This window comes from Pseudoalteromonas sp. SR45-1 (assembly GCF_014163655.1).
Taxonomy (GTDB): domain Bacteria; phylum Pseudomonadota; class Gammaproteobacteria; order Enterobacterales; family Alteromonadaceae; genus Pseudoalteromonas; species Pseudoalteromonas distincta.
This window is the reverse complement of the sequence record NZ_JACJDR010000014.1, coordinates 1-25,291: the sequence shown is the minus strand read 5'-3', so window position 1 is coordinate 25,291 and position 25,291 is coordinate 1. Positions and strand designations below refer to the sequence as shown.

At 40.5% G+C, this 25,291-nt stretch carries 20 protein-coding genes; 11 read left to right on the top strand and 9 right to left on the bottom strand.

The genetic code is table 11. The features are described from left to right. Positions 1 to 36: 36 nt before the first annotated feature. Both H5089_RS14505 and H5089_RS14500 read right to left on the bottom strand, forming a co-directional pair. The gene (locus H5089_RS14505) at positions 37 to 2,097 is read right to left on the bottom strand and encodes an alpha-xylosidase (protein WP_182712501.1); all 2,061 of its coding nucleotides are present in this window, start codon (positions 2,095 to 2,097) and stop codon (positions 37 to 39) included. Between the two features lie 107 nt (positions 2,098 to 2,204). Beyond that, entirely contained in the window at positions 2,205 to 2,972 is a 768-nt protein-coding gene (locus H5089_RS14500) for a sulfite exporter TauE/SafE family protein (protein ID WP_310735811.1), read from the bottom strand. A 180-nt stretch (positions 2,973 to 3,152) separates the two neighbouring features. Here H5089_RS14500 and H5089_RS14495 point away from each other — a divergent pair, with 180 nt between their 5' ends. The 8 genes from H5089_RS14495 (at position 3,153) to H5089_RS14460 (ending at position 9,681) form a co-directional block, all read left to right on the top strand. Beyond that, positions 3,153 to 3,902, top strand: coding sequence for a GntR family transcriptional regulator (locus H5089_RS14495; protein ID WP_182712500.1), 750 nt, complete (start codon positions 3,153 to 3,155; stop codon positions 3,900 to 3,902). Between the two features lie 215 nt (positions 3,903 to 4,117). After that, positions 4,118 to 5,080 (top strand): aldo/keto reductase, encoded by a 963-nt coding sequence (locus H5089_RS14490; protein ID WP_024595866.1) that lies wholly within the window; start codon positions 4,118 to 4,120, stop codon positions 5,078 to 5,080. 9 nt (positions 5,081 to 5,089) lie between these two features. Continuing rightward, complete coding sequence (locus H5089_RS14485; RefSeq protein WP_024595867.1) at positions 5,090 to 6,085, top strand: TauD/TfdA family dioxygenase; 996 nt, start codon at positions 5,090 to 5,092, stop codon at positions 6,083 to 6,085. Further along, positions 6,085 to 7,089 (top strand): YeiH family protein, encoded by a 1,005-nt coding sequence (locus H5089_RS14480; RefSeq protein WP_182712499.1) that lies wholly within the window; start codon positions 6,085 to 6,087, stop codon positions 7,087 to 7,089. The genes H5089_RS14485 and H5089_RS14480 overlap by 1 nt, the downstream gene beginning before the upstream one ends. Before the next feature lie 425 nt (positions 7,090 to 7,514). Continuing rightward, on the top strand, positions 7,515 to 7,724 hold the full coding sequence (locus tag H5089_RS14475; protein WP_024595869.1) for a cold-shock protein: 210 nt from the start codon (positions 7,515 to 7,517) through the stop codon (positions 7,722 to 7,724). 186 nt (positions 7,725 to 7,910) lie between these two features. After that, on the top strand, positions 7,911 to 8,120 hold the full coding sequence (locus tag H5089_RS14470) for a cold-shock protein (RefSeq protein WP_007580429.1): 210 nt from the start codon (positions 7,911 to 7,913) through the stop codon (positions 8,118 to 8,120). A 231-nt stretch (positions 8,121 to 8,351) separates the two neighbouring features. After that, a complete protein-coding gene (locus H5089_RS14465) occupies positions 8,352 to 8,600 on the top strand; it encodes a DUF3297 family protein (protein ID WP_002963088.1) in 249 nt (82 codons plus the stop codon). Between the two features lie 178 nt (positions 8,601 to 8,778). Next, positions 8,779 to 9,681 carry a homocysteine S-methyltransferase family protein gene (locus tag H5089_RS14460; RefSeq protein ID WP_182712498.1) on the top strand — a complete coding sequence of 301 codons (903 nt, stop codon included), beginning with the start codon at positions 8,779 to 8,781 and terminating at the stop codon, positions 9,679 to 9,681. Between the two features lie 168 nt (positions 9,682 to 9,849). On the opposite strand, the gene H5089_RS14455 is transcribed toward H5089_RS14460, so the two are convergent. Next, positions 9,850 to 10,701 (bottom strand): alpha/beta hydrolase, encoded by an 852-nt coding sequence (locus H5089_RS14455; RefSeq protein ID WP_182712497.1) that lies wholly within the window; start codon positions 10,699 to 10,701, stop codon positions 9,850 to 9,852. 141 nt (positions 10,702 to 10,842) lie between these two features. Continuing rightward, on the bottom strand, positions 10,843 to 11,259 hold the full coding sequence (locus H5089_RS14450) for a MerC domain-containing protein (RefSeq protein ID WP_182712496.1): 417 nt from the start codon (positions 11,257 to 11,259) through the stop codon (positions 10,843 to 10,845). A gap of 138 nt (positions 11,260 to 11,397) precedes the next feature. Between H5089_RS14450 and H5089_RS14445 the strand changes: the two genes are divergently transcribed. Both H5089_RS14445 and H5089_RS14440 read left to right on the top strand, forming a co-directional pair. Continuing rightward, positions 11,398 to 13,806, top strand: coding sequence for a TonB-dependent receptor (locus H5089_RS14445; protein ID WP_182712495.1), 2,409 nt, complete (start codon positions 11,398 to 11,400; stop codon positions 13,804 to 13,806). A gap of 32 nt (positions 13,807 to 13,838) precedes the next feature. Further along, on the top strand, positions 13,839 to 15,260 hold the full coding sequence (locus H5089_RS14440; protein WP_182712494.1) for a 5-methyltetrahydrofolate--homocysteine methyltransferase: 1,422 nt from the start codon (positions 13,839 to 13,841) through the stop codon (positions 15,258 to 15,260). A 98-nt stretch (positions 15,261 to 15,358) separates the two neighbouring features. Here the strand turns inward: H5089_RS14440 and H5089_RS14435 are convergent, their stop codons facing one another. The 5 genes from H5089_RS14435 to H5089_RS14415 form a co-directional block, all read right to left on the bottom strand. Next, the gene (locus tag H5089_RS14435) at positions 15,359 to 16,660 is read right to left on the bottom strand and encodes a DEAD/DEAH box helicase (RefSeq protein WP_182712493.1); all 1,302 of its coding nucleotides are present in this window, start codon (positions 16,658 to 16,660) and stop codon (positions 15,359 to 15,361) included. A gap of 159 nt (positions 16,661 to 16,819) precedes the next feature. Next, positions 16,820 to 18,010 (bottom strand): alpha/beta hydrolase-fold protein, encoded by a 1,191-nt coding sequence (locus H5089_RS14430; protein ID WP_182696079.1) that lies wholly within the window; start codon positions 18,008 to 18,010, stop codon positions 16,820 to 16,822. A gap of 111 nt (positions 18,011 to 18,121) precedes the next feature. Further along, complete coding sequence (glmS, locus tag H5089_RS14425; RefSeq protein WP_182712492.1) at positions 18,122 to 19,942, bottom strand: glutamine--fructose-6-phosphate transaminase (isomerizing); 1,821 nt, start codon at positions 19,940 to 19,942, stop codon at positions 18,122 to 18,124. A 40-nt stretch (positions 19,943 to 19,982) separates the two neighbouring features. After that, complete coding sequence (locus tag H5089_RS14420) at positions 19,983 to 20,747, bottom strand: DeoR/GlpR family DNA-binding transcription regulator (protein ID WP_182712491.1); 765 nt, start codon at positions 20,745 to 20,747, stop codon at positions 19,983 to 19,985. Between the two features lie 184 nt (positions 20,748 to 20,931). Further along, positions 20,932 to 24,372 carry a VCBS repeat-containing protein gene (locus H5089_RS14415; protein WP_182712490.1) on the bottom strand — a complete coding sequence of 1,147 codons (3,441 nt, stop codon included), beginning with the start codon at positions 24,370 to 24,372 and terminating at the stop codon, positions 20,932 to 20,934. A gap of 184 nt (positions 24,373 to 24,556) precedes the next feature. On the opposite strand from H5089_RS14415, the gene H5089_RS14410 reads away from it, so the two are divergent. Continuing rightward, complete coding sequence (locus H5089_RS14410) at positions 24,557 to 25,084, top strand: sugar O-acetyltransferase (protein WP_182712489.1); 528 nt, start codon at positions 24,557 to 24,559, stop codon at positions 25,082 to 25,084. Positions 25,085 to 25,291: the final 207 nt, after the last annotated feature.

Sequence of the window (25,291 nt, the reverse complement as noted above, 5' to 3'; positions counted from 1 at the left end):
TGTATGTGTGTAGTGTGTTTTTTATTAAGCCGAGATTTATTTAGGCCATGCTGTTAATTGGCTCATGTCTTGTTCTGTGTGTTGAACCTCTGGGCCAAGCATTAGGCTGTCGCCTTCGCGTACAAATACTGCCATTTCTTCAAGTGCGAGTTTGTGCTCGTAGTACTTACCACCTTCGTAAGATTGTTTATCAGGAAAGCGAATCCAGTTGCCTTGTGGTAAATAAAACTTCACTTTACCGTTTGGTACGACACACGGCACTACTAACAATTTTTCACCGCACATAAATTGCTGATCAAAACTATGCGCTAGCACATCATCAGGAAATGCTAAAACCATTGCACGCTGAATTGGCAAGCCAGTTTGCTGTGCTTGTATGGCACATGTTTGTAAGTACGGAATTAACTGGTAGCGTAATTTAAGCGCTGCAAATACCGCATCACTTGCTTGCTCTGTGTAAGACCAAGGTTCGCGAGGACCAATACCATGTAAGCGCATATGCGCACTAAATACCGACGCTTGCGCCCAGCGTACATAAAGCTCTGCATCGCGGGTGTCTTTGTAAAAACCACCAATGTCGGTTGCAAAAAATGGCCCACCCGACATACCCCACGCTAAACTGCCACGAATGCTTGCCGCTAAACCCTGCCAATCGGCCTGTGGGTCGCCGCCCCATTGTGCAGGAAAACGTTGGCTGCCAGTCCATGCTGAACGGCTAAACAAAAATGGCCCTGTTTTACAGTATTTTTCGGCGGCCTCAAAAACGCAGCGGTTATACAACATGCTGTAAACGTTGTGTAATCTTATGCCGCTGTCGCCACTGTGCGATACCATGTTTTCGTCTTCTAGCTGTTCGCCAAAGTCTGCTTTTATCATATCTACGCCAAGCTCAAACAATGGCTTGTGCGATTCGAGCCAGTATTCGTAAGCGTCGGGGTGCGTAAAATCTAAAATACCCGACTCAGGTAGTGGCGTAAGTACTTCGCCAAATGGGCTTAAATCCCACTCGTATTGATACGCTTTACCTGTGCGTTTGTCTTTTATTAGCCAACCGTTTTCGGCCGCTTTAGCAAATAATGGGTTATTTACCGAGATCATCGGGTATTCCCACACACAAATTTTAAAATCCATCGCTTTTAGTTCATCAAGCACCGGTTTTGGGTCTGCGTAGCGTGCTGGGTCCCATTCAAAGGCAAAACGAGTATCGGTGTCTTGCCATGCACGGCCATCAAGAGTAATTACATCGCACGGCATATTTTTAGCGCGTACTTCGCGGGCAACACTAAGTAATTCGTGAGCATCTTTGTAATACGCTTTTGATAAAATAACACCAAAGCTCCACTGCGGTGGTACCGGTGCAAAACCTGTTAGCTCGCAGTAACGGTTGATGCTTTGGGCTGGTGTTTGTTCTTGATATAAAAATACATCTAGCGCCTCATCTTCAACTAAACATACATATGCGCGTTGCGACCATAATGCATAACCTACACCATGGGTAACAGGCGCGGCTGTATGTACAAATAAATTCCAGCCTTCTGGGCTCCATGCATACGGGGTGTTTTTATAAGACTTTTCGGCGTTAACGCCTAGCGCATCGTGGTTGTATGAACGAATAAGCTGGCCGCGTTTATCAAGCTTTCCCCATTTTTCGCCAAGACCATACACGGCCTCATCGTAGTTAAGCTCTAAGCTTAATATCCAGCCGTTATCAGTTTTAGCCAGTGGCGGTAAACGATGCTGGCGTACAAAGTGGCCATCGGTTGCTGATTGCTGCACTAGCTCATCGTTTTTATAAAGTTTGAAATGAAAAGGGTCGCAGTAAAACTCTAGGCGATATTCGCCACCACTTACACTGTAATCATTATTGTTTTTGCTAAGTGTGAGGGGGTATTCTGATGGGGTTGTGGTTAATATTCTAAACTGCTCGTCATGCGTGGTGCCTGCATTTAAACGTAAACCAAACTGGCTTATCGTTACGCTAATATCACCAAACTGAGTGGGCAAAACCAACACATTACCTTGTAACTTTGGCTGTGCGGTTAAGCGTGCTGGCTCTATTGCGTTCCAGTCTGGCTCACGTAATTCAAATGCATTCATGGGAGTTCCTTAACCAATTATTAGTCTTGTATAAGACACAAGTTAAATAATTGTAATCCCCATGTCAACGTAAATAAACTCAAGATGAATTATTTACATCGCAATTTTTAAAAAATGCCAGGTGCCGATGTAGCCACCAGCGATACGCCGCTCAGTCCTAGTAACGTAATAGCTATAATGCGTATCCATTTAGCGTCAACGTAAGGCGTTAATTTACGAGCAAAATGCGTAACTAACAACACTAAGGGAATAGCCGCTGCAATTAAAAACATAATGTCGAGCCCCGGCAAAGTACCAAATAAGGCGATACCTACACGTACTAACCCGCCGATAGTAAATACCGCTAATAACGTACTGCGAATAGCTTCAATAGACCAACTTTGCTTATAACACTGAAACACAAGCGGCGGCCCTGAGGTTGAAAACAACCCACCAAGTAACCCACTTACTCCACCGGCTATTAAAAATGAACGAGGACGACTTTGTTTATTTGCACGCTCGCGGCCAATCAGCATTAAAGCGCAGCAAAGCAAAATGCTTACACCTAAAGCAAAATTTAAATAGTGTGTTAAATGCGACGACATATACTCAAGTAGCACAAAACCTAACAGCATTAGTGGAATACCGGTATACAACATAAGTTTTAGCTCGGGTACTTTTACCGAACTGCGGTTTTTAACGACCACGGTTGTTGAATTAACTAACCCCAGCAAACTCACTAAAAATGTAGTTGCCGTAAGTGGTAATACATCAAGCAACGTAAAGCTTGCAACCACCAGCAACCCAAAGCCAAACCCGCTAAGAGTTTGCATTACAGTGGCAAGGCTTAGGCACAGCGCCATAAGCAAAATGAGTTCAAAAGATATACTGAGCACTTTTAATTCCCTAAGGGTGAGCTATTGTAGTGTAACGATTTGTTTTTAGGCATAATGTATATTCTGCGCCTATTAAACACTACAGCAGTAGTTCACGTTTAATTGAGCTAGCGCAAATATGCGTAAAAGGTTTCACCTATGCTATAACTACAGGTGGATTAAATTTAATGGTAAATAATAATGAGTAACTCTATGTTTGATCACAAATTAAGTGGCCCAAGCTTGGCTTTTCAACCACTTTACTTACAAGTGGCTGATTATATTAAACAGCTCATTGTTGAAAGACGTTGGGTACCTGGCGAAGCACTACCAAGCGAATTTCGCCTTGCTGAAGAATTTAACGTAAGCCAAGGTACGGTTCGTAAAGCACTTAATTTATTAACCGACAATAAAATAGTGACTCGTCGCCAAGGCGTTGGTACGTTTGTATCAGAGCATACTGCGCAAGATGCCTTATTTAGGTTTTTTCCGTTACAAGCCGACGGTAAAGGTGCCGATTTGCCAAAGGCTGAACTGCTATCGGTTGAGCTTTGTGCAGCGCCCGCTGAAGTAATAGAAGCGTTACAACTCAATAAAAAAGACAAAGTTACCAAGCTTGTTCGTAGGCGCATTCTTAATAACGAATTTTGCATGAGCGAAACTATATACCTACCGCAAAGCTACTTTCCTGATATACATCAAAGCAGTGATATTCCGCATACATTGTACCATTACTATCAGACCAAATTTAACCAAACTGTACACAAAACCCAAGACAGTATTAAGGCCGTACTTGCTACAATGGATGATGCCAAAATGCTTGCTATAAAAGCTGGCGATCCACTGCTGTTGGTATCACGCATTACCGAATCAATCGAAGGTAAACGTATTGAATACCGCCAAAGCAAATGCCGTAGCGATCATTACCACTATCAAATTGAACTTGATTAATTAAAAGCGTGTTTAGTGCTAAAAACCCACTTTAGCGCATAATAATTAAATATTTTTTAAAGGCAGCAAACGCTGCCTTTTTGCTGCCTGTAGGTTTTTTAACCCACCCATTTACTGCTTTGCTGTTAACACAGTATTGACACTGTTTGATTCGTATAATAACTTATGTCTTATACAAGACCCAAGTCATTATGCATTTTTAACAGGAATTCCCAATGAGTTCATTAAATAATATCCCTCCAGTAGGGTTCGGTTTATGGAAAGTAGCACAAGAAGATTGTGCGCAAACGGTATACCAAGCCATTAAGGCAGGTTACCGCCATCTTGATTGCGCATCAGACTACGGTAACGAAGAACAAGTAGGCGATGGCATAGCCCAAGCAATAAACGATGGTTTATGTACTCGCGAAGAATTATGGGTAACATCAAAACTGTGGAATACCTTTCATGCACCAGAGCATGTTGGCCTCGCGATTGATAAAACACTGAGTGATTTAAAGCTAGATTACCTAGACTTATACCTAATTCATTTTCCGATTGCGCAAACATTTGTGCCAATAGAAACCCGCTATCCACCAGAGTGGTTTGTTGACCCAGACGCGCAAAATCCACAAATGGAGCTGGCAAAAGTGCCGCTATATTTAACGTGGCAAGCAATGGAAGAGCAAGTACATAACAACAAAGCTAAACGCATTGGAGTATGTAATTACTCAAGCGCGCTGCTTCACGATTTAATGACCTACGCAAATATCAAACCCGCTATGTTGCAAATTGAGTCGCACCCTTATTTAACGCAAGAGCGATTAGTAAGATTAGCTAAGCAGTACGATATTCCGGTTACTGCGTTTTCACCACTGGGTGCGCTTTCATACCTTGAGCTAGAAATGGCTGATAAAACTGAATCAGTTCTTGAGCAAAGCGTTGTTAAAGCGGCTGCACACAATCATGGCAAAACGCCAGCACAAGTAGTTCTTCGCTGGGGCGTGCAACGCGGCACAGCCATTATTCCAAAAACTTCAAAACTTGCACGCATGAAAGAAAACCTCGCACTGTTTGATTTTGAATTAACAGAGCAAGAAATGGCGCAAATTTCTGCGCTTAACAGTAATCGCCGATTTAACGACCCTGGGCACTTTTGTGAAGCTGCCTTTAACCGTTTTCACCCAATTTACGATTAGGAACATACAATGTCAGCTACCGAAATTAACTACGCCTCAGTGCCAACTCAATTAACATTCGATGATTCGGTTTTTCCGTGCATTGTGGTTAATAACAATAACGCCAGCACCGTTGAAGAAGCGGTAGCTTTCATTCGCGCGAATAAAAGTGAACTGGCTACAAAGCTTCGCAGCTCAGGTGCTGTGCTGTTTCGTGGCTTCCCGGTAAATAGCGCCGAAACCTTTGATACTTTTTCAGCAGGGTTTGATTACGACAATTTTACTTATAAAGAGTCACTGTCTAACGCGGTACGTATTAATTTTACCGAGCGTGTATTTACAGCCAACGAAGCGCCAAAAGATGTAGAAATATACTTACATCACGAAATGGCGCAAACGCCTATTTCGCCAAGTAAGTTATTCTTCTTTTGTAAATCGGCCGCAGAAGAAGGTGGTGCAACACCTCTTTGCCGATCAGATAAGTTATTTAGCGCATTAAAAGAATACGACAGTAAACTTGCCCATGATTTTGAACACAAAGGCCTAAAATATACCACCTATATGCCAGCCGCTGACGACGCAACATCAGGCCAAGGCCGAAGCTGGAAAAGTACGCTAAGTGTAGAAACCAAAGACGAAGCACATAATAAATTAACCGAACTTGGTTACGAGTGGGAATGGCTTGAAGACGGCTCACTAAAAGCCGTTACACCGGTACTGCCTGCGGTAGTAACTCTTGAAAATAACGTACAGGTTTTTTATAACCAACTGATTGCCGCTTACATGGGCTGGAAAGGTGTACGCGAAAACCCATCAATCGCCATTACTTTTGGCGATGGTAGTGCAATACCCAAAGCAGGACTTGATAAAATTGTTGAGCTTTCTAAAGTATTTACCTTTGATCTTGCATGGCAAGACGGTGACGTTGCTTTAGTTGATAACGAAATGGCTATGCATGGTCGTCGCCCTTTTACAGGTGAACGTAAGCGCCAAGTATTAGTAGCACTTACCGCAGCTAAAGCGTAATGCAGCGCTTAAGCAGTAAATTAAGCTGTAAAATATCACCTTTATGGCAAGGTGCCAGCATTACTGCAATGACTGGCCTTGCCGCCTTATTTTTGAGTGAGCATTACGGCGCGCCAGCCATGTTGTTTGCTTTGTTACTGGGTATGGCAGTCTCATTTTTGTATCAAAGCGATAGCCCTTGCGCCAAAGGTATCGATTTTACCGGCACCACGGTTTTGCGTGTAGGTATAGTACTGCTAGGCACACGCATAGCGCTGGGAGATTTAGTAACACTGGGTTGGCAAACAGCACTTATGTTAGCGGGCGCCATATTTACCACTATTATTTTAGGTGTAGTGCTAGCGCGCGTATTTGGCTTACAAAAACGCTTTGGTGCACTAACAGGTGGCTCGGTTGCTATTTGTGGAGCGTCTGCTGCGCTGGCTATCTCGTCTATTATGCCAAACAGCGAGCATAAAGAACGCGATACCCTATTAACCGTTATTGGCGTAACAGCTATGTCGACTATCGCTATGATCCTCTACCCTATCGTGGTTAATTATCTTGAGTTTGACGCCCATAATGCAGGCGTATTTTTAGGTGGCACAATACATGATGTAGCCCAGGTAGTGGGTGCAGGTTATTCGGTATCACCCGAGACAGGCGATATAGCAACTCTAACTAAGCTAGTACGTGTTGCAATGCTACTACCCGTTGTACTTATTATGATGGTTGTTATTAATCACTCAAATAAAGAAAAACACGGAGAGTTACCTAAAGTACCTGGGTTTTTAATTGGCTTTGTAATACTTATGGTAATAAATAGCTGCTTTTCAGTTCCTACAATAGTACTTGAAACCGCTAACGAACTTTCACAGTTCTTTTTAATTGCTGCTATTTCAGCCATAGGTATGAAAACTAATTTAGGAAAACTAACCGAAGTAGGTATGAAACCCATTATTTTAATTGTGGCTGAAACACTTTGGATTGCGTTATTAATACTTGGATTTGTAATTTGGAGCTAAAGAATTACATTATTTAGGGTATATCTCAAAAAAATTAGTAGGTAATTAGGTCATGTTTTAACCAATTAAAAGCTGTGTTCTGCCTACTTTAAAACTACGCACAAAAACAGGCTTAACGTATTGATTAAACAAAGCTTACCTTTATTTTAAAAGTATAAAATATCATCTTAATCATAACTAATTAGTTAAAAAAACAACAAACAAATAAAGTACTTACTCTAAAATAAATTTACAATAGGGCTTGGTATATACTTTAATTTACTGTTATCCTGCCTCGCATCGGGTTGACAGAAAACCCTATTTATTTGTAAGTACCACGTTGTTTTAGTAATAATCCTTCGCGTTATCCTCAGTTAAATGTATGTTTTCTTCCTGTTAAATTGCCTAATTTAAGGCGCACTTTTATTAATCCTTAGGATACTATTATGTCTACAACTACAACTGGTACAGTTAAATTTTTCAACGAAGCAAAAGGTTTTGGTTTCATCGAGCAAGAATCTGGTCCTGATGTTTTCGCACATTTCAGCGCAATCTCTGGCGACGGTTTCAAAACTCTAGCTGAAGGCCAACGTGTACAATTTACTGTTACACAAGGTCAAAAAGGTCCACAAGCTGAAAACATCGTTAGCATCTAATTGCTTTCGTTAAAATGGGTTAGCAATAACCCATTTTGAATACTAGTTTGAAAGAAGTTTTGTTTTATTTGTTAGTACCCCGTTGTTTTAGTAATAATCCCACGCGATATCCTCAAGTTAACTATTTTTTCCGGCTCAATCGCCTCTTTTCAGGCACACTTATATTAATTTTTTAGGATACATATTATGTCTAATACAACTACTGGTTCAGTAAAATGGTTTAACGAAGCAAAAGGTTTTGGTTTTATCGAGCAAGAATCTGGCGCAGACGTTTTTGCACATTTTAGCGCAATCTCTGGCGACGGTTTCAAAACTTTAGCTGAAGGCCAACGTGTACAGTTTACTGTTACTCAAGGTCAAAAAGGCCCACAAGCCGAGAACATTGTTAGCATCTAATTGCTAAACAATTTAGTGGGTTAGAGATAACCCACTAATATATTTACCTTTATAATTATTTAGTCGAATATCTTCAAAACCTCCTCTGTAAATATTTTCCAAGCGCAATCTCATTTGTATACACAACTCATTAATTAGTACATTTTTAAACACATTTACTACTATCTCTCTTGAGCGAAAGCGTTGTATTGCCTACAATAGCGCATACTTCATTCAATATAGAATATGACCATGAACGACACTACCGCAAAACCTGCTTTACCAGATCGCCTTTCTATCAACCCACGTAGCCCACATCATGTGGAAGAAGTTTTTGAACACGATATTGGTATCACGTTCAACGGCAAAGAGCGTTTTGATGTTGAAGAATACTGCATCAGTGAAGGTTGGATAAAGTTTGCATCTCCAAAAGGGCTTGATCGTCGCGGACAACCTCTTTTACTTACAAGAAAAGGCACTGTTGAAGCCTTTTATAAGTAAGCTAATCATACTTACTAAAAAGCGACACCTTATTAGGTAGTCGCTTTTTTTGTGCATTTTTATAACTCATTTAATAGGTTTAGCTTTATTCATGCTCAACCTGATGAAGTTTCATTATAATTTTTTAAAAAATATGTTTGAATAGCGCCATATTATTTAGACATATAGAAGTCCATAAGTGAAAAAGGTAACAATTTTAGATGGCGGCATGGGACGTGAACTTAAGCGCATTGGCGCACCGTTTACACAGCCACTGTGGAGTGCACAAGCATTAATAGAAGCTCCGCATTTTGTAACGCAGGCTCATCAAGGTTTTATAGATGCCGGTGCTGAAATAATTACAGCTAACAGCTACGCCTGTGTGCCCTTTCATTTAGGTGAAGAGCTATATCAAGCTCAAGGCGCAGCCCTTGCACAGCAAGCTGCCGTTATTGCAAAAGAAGTAGCTCAAAATGCTAAACAAAATGTATTAGTAGCAGGTTCATTACCACCAGCATTTGGCTCTTACCGCCCTGAACTATTTGAAAGCGAACGCGCATTTACTATTTTAGATACGCTATACAAAGCGCAAGACGAGCACGTAAATTTATGGATTGGCGAAACTATATCGAGCATTGAAGAGGCGCACGTTATGGCAAGCGTCCTTAAAGGCTCAAACAAGCCATGTTATTACGCATTTACTTTAACTGATGTGATAAGCGAGCAAGCGACACTTCGCTCTGGTGAGCTGGTAAGTGACGCAGTAACGGCTTTGCTTCAACAAAATGTTGCTGGTATTTTCTTTAACTGTTCAATACCTGAAGTTATAGAGCAAGCCTTTAGCGATACCAACGCAGTATTAGCCAAGCAAAATAAAAGTGTTGTTTTAGGGGCGTTTGCTAATGGCTTTACACCTATAGCACGCGATTACAAAGCCAACGAAGGCTCACAAGCGTATCGCGATATTTCACCTTCAGAATATCTAGACTTTGCTAAAAAATGGCACAGCCAGGGCGCAAGCATTATTGGTGGCTGCTGTGGTATAGGCCCTGAGTTTATTGAAGTGCTGGTAAACTGGAAAAAGGAACTTGAAAGCGCCTAAGCTTTTAATGCCTTTTAGGGCTTATTGGCTACACCAATCGTGTTAAGTTATTAGGCATTTATAGCGACAGATAAATAGCGTGATAACAAGGCATAAATATCGACATGTAGCTGTTCTACATGAGAAATTTATAACGCTGTTAGCGCTCTATTTAGCACGCTAGAATGATTAAATATTTAAGTCGATTGGTGTCATTCCCAACACCCAATCAAGCCCTTGTATTGCTGTAGTAGGAAATGCGGTTGCATGGCTCGCCCCTTCAATAACAACGCTTTTTAATTCAATATTGTCACTGCTAAGTGCATTAATTTTTTGCGTTAATAGCTTTGCCCCTGCCACCATATTTTGCCCTTCACCAAAGCTTGGCGTTTCCTTTGCCCCTACCGATATATAAACCTTTGTTGGCACTTTAGGCTTATGTGCTTGTAGCGCTAATACTGCATTGCTGTTAAACCAAACCGATGGGCTGCCAATTATATAATTGTTAAATAAATCGGGCATCGTAAATAAAATAGTGGCACCAAATAACCCGCCTAAAGAATTACCTATATAGGTTTTTTGTGTGCTACTTGCTCGGTAGTTACTTTGTATAAATGGCAGCACAGTATTTTTTAAAAACAGCGCATGATTTTGAGCGTTACCGGTTTGCTTTTTCCAGCTTTGAGCCTTATTTGGGGTGTAGTCTCTAATTCGACTATTAGACCCTCTAGATCCTTTTTCGTAGCTAATCGCCACAATAATAGCCTCTTGCATATTGCCGCTATTCATAGGAAACCGTGTAGCACCCGCCACAATAGGAAACGTATACGGTGCATCGGTTAAATAAATAACTGGATATATTTTTTCAGGCTGCTTTTTATATGACTTAGGGAGCTGAATAAAAACAGGGTATACCCGTTTAGTAGCAGGCTCAGTTAACTCAATAACACTACTTCTAGGGATTTGGTACGGAGTATTTGCGCTTAATTTTAAACACACTAAAGCGCAAAGTAGCAGCAGGGATTTTAAAGCAGTATTCATTTATATTAATTAACCTAAGCCAAGCGTAATAATCGATATTGAATGACTACTTTAACTCACTTTTAGCTTTAGGCTATTAAAAAACAAAGTTAAATATTGAAAGGCAGTGCTACATGTTAGCTGTTTGTAGCACTGATAACGCTAAGCTGCCTGATCAGTTTCAGCGCTTGAACACGGGCAGTTATCGTCATTTTGTTTAAGGCATTGTTGGTAATTAAACCAATGAGCTACAGCAATAAAAACCGACCCAATTAAAGTAAACGCTTTTTCGGCAACCTCATGCCCTAGCAATACCGCACATATCATAAAGGCTAACCCAATAACGCCGCAGGCCATATAACGTAAACGCTTATGCTTTTTACAGCCTAAGCTTAATGCCAATAAACTTGTTGGCAGTACCGCCGCAAGAATCCATAAATGAAATTGTTCACTATCTATTTGCAGTACAGCAAAGCTTGGCAATAGCGCTAAAATAACCGGGGTTGCAAAACAATGTACTGTGCACATTAACGAGAACCCAATCGCCATGCGATCCATAACACTTTGACTCGACTTCATTACTTCCTCTACTCATCAATTTATAAACAACGGCTTTACGTTTTAAAAGACATTTAAGTAACAATAGTTAATTACTGTTGATACATTATAACATTTCTCGCATAATTGATATAATATAACATCCACCAAGGTAGTCAAATGAAACGTAGATCACAATTAGCTGTTCTCATAGCAGCTTTATTACCTGCAAGTGTGCTTGCATCCACAATAGAGGGCGTTGTTTTAAACAACAAAGGTAAAGTAGTTACCAATGCAACAGTAGAAGTTGAAGGCTCAGACCTTAAAGTAACCACCGATGAAAACGGTAAATTTGTAATAGCAGAGCTAAACAATGGCTTAAAAGAGCTACATGTTGTAGCCCCTGGTTATGCTCACCTTCATCGCGATATAACAATAACGAATGATGAAAACCAATCGGTTACTTTTAATTTAAAGCGCTCGCCTATTGAAGTTATTGATATTGAAGCAACCCCTATTCATATGTCGGCAATGGAATCTGCGTCGCCTGTTAGTGTTTTATCTGGCGAACAACTAAGACGACAACAAGCAGCAACCCTTGGCGACAGCCTTGAAAAACTCCCAGGCGTTAATACTAACTTTCACGGGAAGGTAGCCAGCACACCTATTATTCGTGGTTTAAGCGGCCCTCGTGTACTTATTACTCAAAATGGCCTTGATGTAAGTGATGTGTCTCGCGTTGGCCCTGATCACTCTGTTGCATCAGAGGCGTCTACAGCACAACAAATTGAAGTATTACGCGGCCCTGCAACACTGTTTTATGGCAGTGGCGCCATTGGTGGCGTAGTAAATGTAGTAGATAACCGCGTACCAACCGACAGCACAACACGCGGCGAGTGGAACGTAGAACATAACTCGGTTGATAACCAAAAAGTGGCCTCGTTTAATGCCACCACAGGTACAGACTCGGTGGCTTTTTATGCCGATGCGTTTTGGCGTGAAGCCGACGACTACGAGGTACCTGTAGCTGCTGATATAGATAGCGACGGCGAAGGCCATAGTGGCGATTACAAAGTTGAAAACAGTAATGAAGAGTCTGATGGTTTTACTGTTGGCGCTAGCTATTTAATAGATAACGGCTTTATTGGCTTAGCAGTAGAGCAATTTAATCGTCAATACGGTATTCCAGGCCATACGCACGGCGAGGAGGAAGGAGAAGAACACAGCGACGAAGAAGAAAGGGTATTTGCTGATTTAGAGCAAACTAAAGTGCAATTATTAGGTGAGTACAACCTAGATAATAAATGGCTAAACAAAGTTAACCTGCGCGCTGGCCATACCGACTACGAACACGCTGAAATTGAAGGTGGCGCTGTAGGCACCACATTTAAAAACGAAACAAACGAATTACGCATAGACCTACTACATAACCAATTTAGCGAGTGGAATGGCGGCATTAGCTTTCATTACAAACAAAGCGATGTTGAAGCACAAGGTGAAGAGGCTTTTACTCCTCCATCAGAGACCGAAAGCTTTGCTGTAGCGTTAATGGAAGAAAGGCACTTTGGGGATTTTTTAGTGCAGTTAGGTGGGCGTATTGAGCGTGTAACAATTAAAGCAGGCGACGTATTACTGCCAAATATTGACGCTCACGCACATGATGAAGCGCAAGAAACCGACGAGCATGATCACGACCACGAAGAAAGCGCAGAAACCACTCGCGTATTTGACGTAGAGCATGAATTTACGCCAATCAGTTTATCGGCTGGGGTAGTATGGGATTTTACACCTAACTATAACTTAGGGCTTTCGGTATCGCGCTCTGAACGCGCACCTTCTGCCTCTGAGTTGTTATCGTTTGGGCCGCATATTGGCACTGGCACTTACGAAGTAGGCGCACTATTTGATTTAGATGAAGATGGCCATTTGGGTTTATCTGATCAAGCAATAGATCTGGAAACAGCCAATAATATCGATTTAACCCTACGTAAAACCCAAGGTGATGTTGGCTTTATTTTAAATGCCTTTTACAACCAAGTAGATAACTACTATTACCAAATAGACACTGGTTTATACGCACAAAGTGGCCACGACCATGGCGATGAAGAAGGCGCTGACGAACACGACCATTCATCAGAACTGCCTGTTTATTTATTTAAAACAGACGACGTAATTTTACACGGTTTTGAAGCGCAAATTGCGTGGCAATTAACCGATGAGTTTAAAGTAGATTTATTCTCTGATTACGTGCGTGCACGCCTTAAAGACGGCGGCGATTTACCCCGTACACCACCGCTTCGTTTTGGTAGCGAGTTAAGCTATCAAACAGATCAATTAAGTGCGCATATTCACGTTACTCGCTATCAAAAGCAAGACCGCACAGCCCCACAAGAAACAGCAACAGACGGCTACACATTGGTGGATGCAAGCATCTCTTACGACCTTTCAGTATTAAACCAAGATATGTCTGTTTACCTGCGAGGCACCAACTTAACAGATACAGAAGCACGCGTGCACAGCTCGTTTGTAAAAGGTATAGCACCACGTCCAGGGCGTAGCTTTGCGCTAGGCATTCGCGGTTATTTTTAAGCATTAAAAAATTATAATTAAAGGAAATAAACATGAAAAAACTATACAAATTAAAGCTTATTGCACTGGCTATTAGCACTACATTTATTACAGCCTGTGGCGATGCAGAGACCAATATTGTAGAAAAAGATCCTATTGTTGTAGAGGACGAGCACGATCATGACGATGATGATCACGACCATGACGATGATGATCACGACCATGATGATGGCTACACAATTGATTCATTAGGCAGATTAGCTGTGCTTGCAGGCAACAGCAACGAAGCCAGCTTTTATGACCTAGATGACAACGCTTTACTTGAAACATTTACCCTGACGAATGATTCAAACACGCTGTCGTCATCACCTGATTTTCGTTATGCCGTTATTGTAAGCAGAGCACAGGATTACTTAGGCTTTATTGATGGTGGTTTATGGCGTGAAGACCATGGCGAGCACCTGCACGATTATGAGCAAAGCCCAGCGGCTAGCAGCTATGAGTTAACAAGTGGCAGTCGCCCTACTCACTTAATAACTCACGACGGGCAATTAGCTGTTTTTTATGATGGTGATGCAGACTCAGGTACGGTTGCCTCTGTTGAAGTATTAACAGATAACGACATAACAAGCGCAACAGCAACACTACCTGGTATTAGCTACGATATGAATATGCACGGTGTAGCAGAGCCTCGCGGTGAGCATTTATTATCAACACTTCGCCGTGATGACAGCGAAAGCACATCGGTTGCTAAAGTACTGCCAGACCAAGTAGGTGTTTATCACTTTCATGATGGTGAATACGAGCTTGAACAAACCTTAGAAGTTACGTGCCCTGATTTACACGGCGCGGCACAAAACCACGACTACGTAGTATTTGGTTGTAGCGATGGCGTGTTATTAGCCCACCAGCACGAAGATGAATACGAAGCTGAAAAAATAGCGAATATTGCAGCCGTTGGCGATTTACGTATTGGTAGTATTTATGGCCACGAAGATAGCGAGACCTTTATTGGTGTAGCGTCTGGCCATGGTGGCGGCGAAGCCGTAATTGTAACTATTAACCCAGCAACAGCACAAATGGAAGAATTAGAATGGCAACTAGCCGATGGCGCAAGTGCTGTGTCGTACTCTTTTTCTGCCCATGGCGAGCACTTTTTAATATTAGACAGCTTAGGCTTTTTAAATGTATTTAGCGCACACGACCATGATGGCGAAATGCATTGGGAGCATGAAGGCCAAGTTGATATTACCGAGCAAGATGTATCAACCATGCCAGAGGGCATGAGCTTTAGCATGACAGTGGCACAAAATGGTCAGTTTGCTTATGTAGCCGACCCTATTGCTCAGCACGTTGTGCAAGTACACCTTGAAGACTTAGAAATTGAAAGTGAGCTAGAGTTAACTTTTCCACCTGCAAGCATTACCTGGTTAGGGATTGCACAAGAAATAGAAGATGAAGATCACGACCATTAATTTAAAACTAACGCTTTAAGTTAAAGCCACAAAGTAAAAAACCCGTAATTAGGTTTACTAATTACGGGTTTTTTACAGCTATTTATTTAGCTCTATTGTTACTTACGGCGCCAGCCACTCCATACATCATCTATATCATCCGCTTTATTTTTTTTCTTTTTCTTGCCTGTACCTTCTGGTTTTGCCATCGGCTTTTCATTTTTAAGCGCCTCGGCAGCATCAAGATTAGCTTGGTTAACGGCAAAGCCTGTAACCCCTTCACGCTCTAAGCGGAGTTTGTTTTTCTTCTCAATAATTTTAAAGTGATGAAAGTCTTCATAATCAATTAACGATAACGCTAAACCAACTTCACCAGCACGGCCGCTTCGACCAATACGGTGCATATAATCAGAAGGGCTTCGTGGTAGATTAAAGTTTATTACCACTGGCAGCTTTTCAATATCTAAACCACGTGCAGCAATATCGGTGGCTATAAGTACTTCGATTTCGCCAGCTTTAAATTTTTCTATTACGCGAGTACGCTCACTTTGGCCTTTATCACCATGGAAAACTTGTGCGTTAACACCGCGTTTTTCAAGCTTAGCCGCTAGGTGCTCACAGTCTTTTTTCGCGTTCACAAAAATCAATGCTTGGCGCCATTTATGTGTTTTAATTAAATGCGCTAAAACCGTGGTTTTTTCGCCTTTATTAACCGTAAAAACACGTTGTACTAAGGTGCTTTCGTCTTTGCTTTGAACTTGTATTTCAACTGGCTCGTTTAAAAGCTCTTGCGTTAATAGCTTAACTTGCTCTGGGAAGGTCGCTGAAAACAACATGGTTTGTTTTTTAGCAGGCATTAACGCTAAAAGATCAGCCAGCTCTTCGGCAAAGCCAAGGCTTAGCATACGGTCGGCTTCATCAAGCACTAAGGTCGTCACTTTATCGAGCTTAATAGCATTGCTTGAGATTAAATCAAGCAAACGACCTGGCGTTGCAACAATAATATCGGCGCCGCCGCGCAGTGCCTGCATTTGTGTATTAACCGACACACCACCAAACACGGCCACCGTTTTAATTGCGCCATTAAAGTTAGCAGAATACGATTTAACGCTATCGGCCACCTGCGTTGCAAGCTCGCGAGTAGGTACCAAAATAAGCCCAGTAACAAAGTTACCTTTGCTGGCAGTATTTTTAGCGCCCTGCTCTAAAAATAGGGTTTGTAGCATAGGTAAAGCAAACGTCGCTGTTTTACCTGAGCCAGTATTTGCCCCCGCAATTAAGTCACTTCCCGTCAAAATACTCGGAATTGCTTGTGCCTGAATAGGTGTAGGTTGTGTGTATTCAAGATCAGACAATCGAGCAATTAGCTCTGGAATTAGGCCAAGATCGTTGAAATTACTAGGATTTGCGGCTGAGGTCATAAAATTTGCGGGCTCATTACTAAAATAGCCTGCAATTTTAGCGTATTTATTACCCGTTAAGTAGGGGTTAGTGATTTTAATGTGGTTTTAGAAAAAGAGAAAAGCTGTTACTCCCTTTTCTCTTTAAATATATAACAATCGAGTTGGATTAAAAAGTGGTTATGTTTCGTCTTTGCCTAAAGCTATTTGTAGTCTAGCTTTTGTTTCTTTTAAGTAATTTATATAAGGGTATGAGTCATCTGCAATTGCTAGAGCAGATTCCATATTTTCAAGCGCTTGACGAGTATCCCCCTGCATTTCATAGCCATAAGATAAGGCTGAAAGCGCATCGACTGATTTTGGGTAGTTTTTTATATTGTACTTAAACACCTCTATAGCGCGGGTAAACTGCTTGCTGCCCGTTAAGTTATAACCGAGTGATCTAACAGCGCGGTCTGGTGGCGCAACCTGCTCGCCCCATTGTTGAGATAAGTTTTGATAATAAGCATCAATAGAGGCTACATCGTCAGTTAAATCACTTATGGGCATTTGTTTAGGCAAAAATAAGTTGTGATAGGCATTAAATGCACCAGCAACGGAAGTCAGGTTATGCGAGACACCGTCAAACGCATTACTAAAGAAGCGTAGCTCTCGCACTTTATGCGATTGCAGTGATTGCTGTAATTCATCGTATCTTTCACGCATTATGCCGGCTTCTTCGCCAATATTGATATAAACGTAGTTATTCAGGTCTTTTGTTTTAGCTATAAACGATTTTGTACTTTTTACCGATGCGCCATAGTTCCACCAAACGGCAGGGCTGTAAGCAATATGCGCTTGGAAAAGCTCAGGGTTAGCTTGCATAGTATAAAGTGCAAACACGCCTGCTGCTGAGCCCCCAGCAATCACATTAAAGTTATGCGTACGATAGTTTTTATTAATTAAGGGCATAAGCTCTTGCTCAATAAATGCTAAAAACCTTGCTGCACCACCACCTTCACCTACCGGGCCTTGTGGCTCTTTATTAACTGTGGGGTATAAATCTCTTAAGCGATTGGTGTTTTCAATAGCGACAATAATAACCTCAGGCGCAAGATTATTATTTTGCAGTCGATCCATTACAGCACTTATAAGCGGTATGTTACCCGCGCCATCTAGGCGATAAATAACTGGATAAACTTTGTTTGGATTAGCTTGGTAACTCTTTGGAAGTTGAACTACAACGGTACGTAGCTCATTTAAAATTACTGAATTGATAGTATGCGTTTGTTGCTTATAGCTAATGGTTTGCTGTTTTAAATCAGGCTCTGCAAGTGTGTTATTAGAAACTATAAATAAGCTACATATAAAAATAGCAGTGAATAAACGCATAGCTAATCCTTTATAAAATAGTGTGTTATTTAATCTAACAGGCTTTGAGGTACAAAAAAAGGCGCATTGAGCGCCTTTTATCTTTAACAGGTAATTACCAACCTATTGATTTTACTCAACAGTAACTGATTTAGCTAAATTACGTGGTTGGTCAACGTCGGTACCTTTAATTACTGCTACGTAGTACGACAGTAACTGTAATGGCAGTGTGTAAACAATTGGCGCAATAATGTCGTCAGTGTGGTTTACGTTGATAACACGCATTGTGTCGTCTGACTCAAAGTGTGAATCTTTATCTGCGAATACGTAAATAATGCCGCCACGTGCACGTACTTCTTCTACGTTTGATTTAAGCTTTTCTAATAGCTCATTGTTTGGTGCTACAACAATAATTGGCATGTCGGCATCTATAAGCGCAAGTGGCCCATGTTTTAGCTCGCCCGCTGCGTAGGCTTCTGCGTGAATGTACGAAATCTCTTTAAGCTTAAGCGCACCTTCCATTGCGATTGGATATTGTGAGCCACGACCTAAAAACAGTGAGTGATGCTTGTCAGCAAATTCTTCTGCAAGGTCTGCAATGCCATCTGCAAGCAGTAATGTTTCTTCAAGCTTAGCAGGTAGTACTTTTATAGCATTTACAATAGCACTTTGATCAAGCTGTTTTTCTTGAGCTATAGACGCAGTAAGCATTAACAAACCAACTAATTGCGTTGTAAATGCTTTAGTAGAAGCCACGCCTATTTCAGCGCCAGCTTTGGTCATAAAGGCAAGGTCTGATTCGCGTACAAGCGATGAACCAGGTACGTTACAAATGGTCATTGAGGCCATGTAACCTTGCTCTTTAGCTAAGCGTAATGCAGCTAGCGTATCGGCAGTTTCACCCGATTGAGAAATAGTAACAAGTAAGCTATTTTCATGAACAAACGACTGACGGTATCTAAATTCAGAAGCTATTTCTACATTACAGCTAACACCCGCAAATTGCTCAAGCCAGTAACGTGCAACCATACCTGAGTGGTATGACGTACCACAGGCAATAATTTGTACGTGTTTTACATCTTTAAATATTTGCTGAGCGCTGTCGCCAAACGCATCAATTGCTACGCGATCGTCGTTTAAACGCCCTTCAAGCGTATTACGTACTGCAAGTGGCTGCTCGTAGATTTCTTTTAGCATGTAGTGGCGGTAATCGCCTTTGCCTGATGCATCTTGCGTAATGTTTGACTCAATCACTTCACGCTCAACTGCGTCGCCATTTTCATCAAAAATTTCTACTGTGTCACGTGTAATACGCGCTACATCGCCTTCTTCTAAAAAGATGAAGCTACGAGTAACAGGTAATAGTGCTAACTGATCAGACGCAATAAAGTTTTCGCCAAGGCCTAAACCAATAACAAGAGGGCTACCTGAGCGCGCTACAATGATTTCGTTGTCGTTTGCTTTATCAAATACAACTGTACCAAACGCACCTTCAAACTGTTTAACAGCAGCTTGTACTGATGCTAGTAAAGTCGTGTGCTGCTTACGAAGCTTATGAATTAAATGCACCATTACTTCGGTATCGGTTTCAGATAAGAACTCGTAGCCTTCTTCTTTAAGCGATGCGCGTAGGCTTGCGTGGTTTTCAATAATACCGTTATGCACAAGTGCTAGCTGGTTATTTGATACATGCGGGTGAGCATTTGCTTCTGTAACGCTACCATGTGTTGCCCAGCGTGTGTGTGCAATGCCTGTATGACCACTAACGCCTGCTTTTTCTAGCGCAGCTTCTACGTTAACTACCTTACCTACTGCTTTAACAGTATTAAGTGTGTTGCCATCAAGCAATGCTACGCCTGCTGAGTCGTAACCACGGTATTCAAGACGCTTAAGGCCTTCAACTAAAATTTTGTTTACTGGACGTTCTGCAACTGCCCCAACTATTCCACACATAGTGTCTCCATTAATTTTTTAAATACTTGCTACTCAGTAGCTACTGTATAATCTCTGCGCAAATTAGTTTTACACCACACGCCTCAATTGCTTTGCGTTTATCGTCTGCTAAGCCATTGTCGGTTATTAATGTGGTTACTATTTTCCACGGTAATTCTAGATTTGGTATTTTTCGGCCAATCTTATCTGATTCAACCATTACAATTACTTCACGAGCCGCTTCTGCCATTACTTGGCTCAAACCAACTAACTCATTAAAGGTTGTTGTGCCACGTTTTACATCTATACCATCAGCACCAATAAAGAGCTGATCGAAGTCGTAAGAGCATAATACATTTTCGGCAACTTGCCCCTGAAACGACTCAGAATGCGGATCCCACGTCCCACCGGTCATCAAAAGTGTTGGCTCGTTCTCAAGTGCTAATAAACGACTCGCTACTTTAATTGCGTTTGTCATTACAACTAGCCCACGCTTATCAGCAAGCTCGGGGATCATCGCAGCAGTAGTACGCCCGCTATCAATAATAATGCGGTTATGATCTTTTATAAGTTTTGCTGCAGCCTTAGCTATTGCGACTTTGCGCTTTGAATCTATTTCATCGCTAACAATTTCTTTAGGCAGAGCAATAGCACCGCCGTAACGGCGCAGCAATAAGCCACTTTTTTCAAGCGCGGTTAAATCTTTTCGAATGGTTACTTCAGATGTTTGAAACTGCTGTGCTAACTTTTCAACGGCTACTTCACCTAATTCATTAACTTGAACCAGTATATTGTGACGACGCTGCTGTGTGTTTCGTTTAGTCATAAAGCTCGTGAATTAAGTTTCATTTCGAAAGTTATGCGATTTTAAACGAAACAACCTAAATGGCAAGTGAATGAGTAAAAAAAGCGCAATGTGCGCTTTTTAATTTAACAGCATGTAGATGTGGTGAAACATTCTAACTTGCTCAGTGAGCTAGAAACTAGATTACTGAGCACGCTATTATTTTTTAGTTCAAATAAGGATATATTAAAAACTCACTACCTAAAATATATAAACTCCAAGAATCACGCTCATCTTTTTGAATTAATACATCGTGGTAATTATTCGAGATTTGTGGACTCTCCCAAATAACTTGATTTGATAACTTATCCACTAGGCTAATTGTTTTTTCTATAGAGTAATGCGCCAGATAGTTTCGGCCATAAACGCCACCTATAGCTTCATCGAGGATTTTCTCTTTGTGGTAAATTGTAAAGCCCTTAATTTGTTGTTCGTCCAAAATTTCTAATGCTTTCGTTTTCGTATCTAATACTATTAAACCACCTTCTTCATCGAAAGTACCAAAAGTACGATAATCAATTATTAGCTCTAGTTGAGGATCTGAATCTAGCTGAATAGCATGTACATGCGCTACATGGCTTGTTGTTTCTTGTAAGAAATCTAAAGGTACAGGCCAATTGCTACTGTCAATTGAAATGGGTGATAAGCTTGGATTTTCGTAAAAAGCTATACCTAAATCGTAATAACCTATTATTATTTTTGACAACTCCTCAGACGGCAAGTAAGGAAAGTAGGCTCTTGATACGACTTCTCCTGTTTGTTTAGCGATTGTGTAATATCTAATATCACTTTTAAAGCTCAAGTGTGTTTCGGACTCTGTAAAAGCAAAATCATACGAATTAGAAAAAGTCACTTCTGCAACGCTAGTTTGCCAAATTACACTGGTTGAACCTGTATTGCGTTTAACAATAAATGTCTCGTTGTTAATTTGAGTTAATGAATACTCAATTTGATTTTCATTATCTTGCGTTAACAGCATCTCTCCAGTGAAAGTAACAGGTGCATTATTGTGCGTTACCTTAGCCGAACGGCCAAAATCTGAAATGCTAACCGTATCATCAACAGCACCAACAATATGAAGATTAGGAAGTTGACCTTGAGCCACTGATGAATACTCAAGCTGCCATAGCCCATTCTCATAGCTAAAGCTTTGCATCGCATATTCTTCGTATAAATAACTTCCTTCTAAACTATCTGTTTTGCTTACTAATAATGACTGTATTCCATCATTATCAAAATCAACAGCACCTATTACTCTCCCAATGGGGTTTTCAGCAATAGATACAGAGAACAATTGCCACTGCTGATCAAAGTAATAAAGCTCTTTTGAATTAGAAAAATAAACATGACTATAAGGACTATCTACTTCAAGGCTAATCGAAATACCATCATTGAAATTAGTCTCAAACTTTTCACTACCCACCTGCAGTTCACCACCTTCCCACCATATTAGTTCACTATAATGTTCGGAGGCCTTATATCTAGTTACACGACAATTATCACCACTGGTAAATGCCTTAAATTTATATTCAGAATAGGGTCCTATCAGGTATTTGTTCTGTTTGACATCAAATATACTTTCCCTATCAATTAACTCTTTAAAGCCGTCGTTATTCAAATCACAAACTTGAATCAAGCGATTTGAATAATTAAGTGAAAGGTCCGGCGCAACAATAAGCGTAGTGATAGAAAGATCATTTCCATTAATAAGATAGCTATCATACGAATGCCCCGCCGAAAGAAGAATATCTTCAATACCATCGCCGTTGTAATCAAATACCATAGAGTTATAATTTTCAGCCGAAACATCATCTATCAGCAAACTACTTGAGCCCTCATTAGTTAAAAATATTTGATGCTTAGCTGCCTCTTGGTTGTAAGTAATACTTAGCCAATTTAGTTGCGTCCCTGACTGATTAAGAAATGCACCTACATGCTCAACATTTGAAGGTAAGGGAGGTATCCATTTATTGTATTCTAGCAACCCTGTCTCACTGAGACTTAAGATATAATTATCATTACCGCGTAATACACCCCTTTTTTGGTTCGAAAGCTTAATTGAAGCTACACTGGATGTTGAGTTGTTCACATAACCAACTGAGCGATTATCTACGCCACCGAGTGATTGAAGGTTGATTTGGTGCTTAATTCTTATTTGATTGTCAGAGTTTGAGATATCAACAGCAAAATTTACGTTTAAATTACTACCAAAGTCAGGCGCGTTGCTTAACCAATTAATCTCTCCTTGTTCTGAAATCGAGATATTACTTGGCCCATAAGCAATTTTGTATTCAAAAGGACCATCGAACTCATCATTAGATAAGTTAATCATGGCTGTATAGTGTTCACCTAATTCTATTTCATCATATGCAGTAATGTCAGAAAAAATTGCTGGCAGTTTTTCTAATTTAAACTCATGCTCCACAGTATTTTCTGCACCACTTGGGTCTACAACTGTTAACGAAATACGATAAAGGCCAGGTAGGTCTCCAATAAAGTCAATTTTGCTACCGGTGCCAAGTTGCCAACTAGCATTCTGCGGAAAAGTTATTAATTTCCACTCATAACCTAATGGTTCAAAATCAGGGTCCTTGGACTGCGTTGCATCAAGAGTAAGGATAGAGTGTCTTAGAGCTTTGTTCGAGCCTGAAATACTTGCTATAGGAACAGAGTTGGCAGTATTGTTATAAACATTATCTAAGTCAGTTAAATAAAACTCTAGTGGTAAAAATTCATTAGATAGATGTATGGTCGAAATGCCATTAGCTTTGAGATCTACACTGGCAGTATTTTGTGATATTAGGGTGTACTTTGCTCCTATTATTGAAGGCAGAGATATATCATTGGTTGGATAAAACTCATCAGTTTTTATTGTTAGTTTTCCTAAATCACTAAAATAAACTTCACCATTAAAACCAATACCATACCCAACATTCGTTGCATCTAAAACAGCATCAAGCCTTACATTAGAGAATAAAATATCAAGCGAATTTTCATCAGCACCTTTAAATTGAATATTCACAGTAGCGCTACTGTCACTATTTACTCCCTGACTATTAGCAATAGCAAAACCTTCTGTTAAATAGGTAACCCCAAGCACTTCGTTACTAATTGTTAAACTAGGTACTACCCCATATTCTAAAACAAATTCAGCGTTAGAGTTTTCGATATAAATATCAGATTGCCCATTAAAAACCCACCCAGCAGCAGAGCAATTGTTATAAGTAATTATATAGTGCTGATTAGCCTCTTCCTCTTTCATGTCAGCAGAGCCAGTAACACAACCGAAATTATCAGATTGGTTATCTAGCACTGGGTCGTGGAGAAATAGATTTTGATAATCCTCTCCAAATACTATGGAATTTAGGCTATCTATTAGATATGAGTACTGAGTTGTTAGTTGAGTTACATTACTTGCTGTTATTTCGAATAAAGATAACTCACCGTCATAGGTAGGCGTATTTTGATAATCAGGCTTAACAAATTTAGTTTTTTCAGAAGAACCAGAATCATTATTAGCAGGTTGGCTGGCATCATTACCCCCTCCCCCACAACCGGCTAAAATAATTGTTAAACAGAATAATTTAGTTAGTTTATTTAATTTCATTACTTACTCCTTGTAACATGAATTTTACATTATTAAAGCTTTTTTAAAAAGGAATATAATAAAAGTCAAAATTTGTTTAAAACCTTTTTAGCCCATACAAAAAGGTAATAACAACTTTTCAGTAAAATACATAAGCATGAGATAATACTTAATAATGTATGCATATAAATGAATAACAAACTCAATGAAATTATTTAATAGCGTGACTAAGCCATATTTAATGCAAAGAAAACAAACAGGCGAGATATGCCGATTATTCAATAAAAGCCCGAGCAAAGGTAATTTAAAGCGTATTAAAGAGCTGTTCGCACAATGCGGTGAAGAGGTAATTATAGAATCAGGTTTTCATTGCGATTATGGCAATCAAATAGTTATTGGTGATCGTACTTTTATAAATATTAATTGCACACTTCTCGATTCGCCATTAGCCAATTACTCAATCACCATAGGTGATGACTGCTTAATAGGCCCGAACGTTCAGCTTTTAGCTGTGTCACATGCTACTAATCCAGCAGAAAGGCTTAATAAGGAAAACTTTGCAGCACCTATCGCGTTAGGCAATAACGTATGGATTGGCGCAGGCGCTATTATTCTTGCTGGAGTTAATATAGGCGAAAATAGTATTGTGGGTGCGGGTGCTGTGGTTACTAAAAATGTAATGGCTAATACCGTAGTAGCGGGTAATCCAGCTCGTGAAATAAGAACACTATAATGTGATTTTAACGTTGGGAGTCGCTGTGCTCGCCCGACCTACGTGATGGTGTTGCTATGAGTGTGTTAATTCGCACATTTCATTTTCTGCAGACGTAAAAAAACCGACTATTTCTAGTCATGCTCTCTACAATTTTAAGCCTTGTGATGTCGTAGTGCCCACAGCGGTGGAGAGTCACAGTGAAATGCTACACTCTCTTTGTGTCTT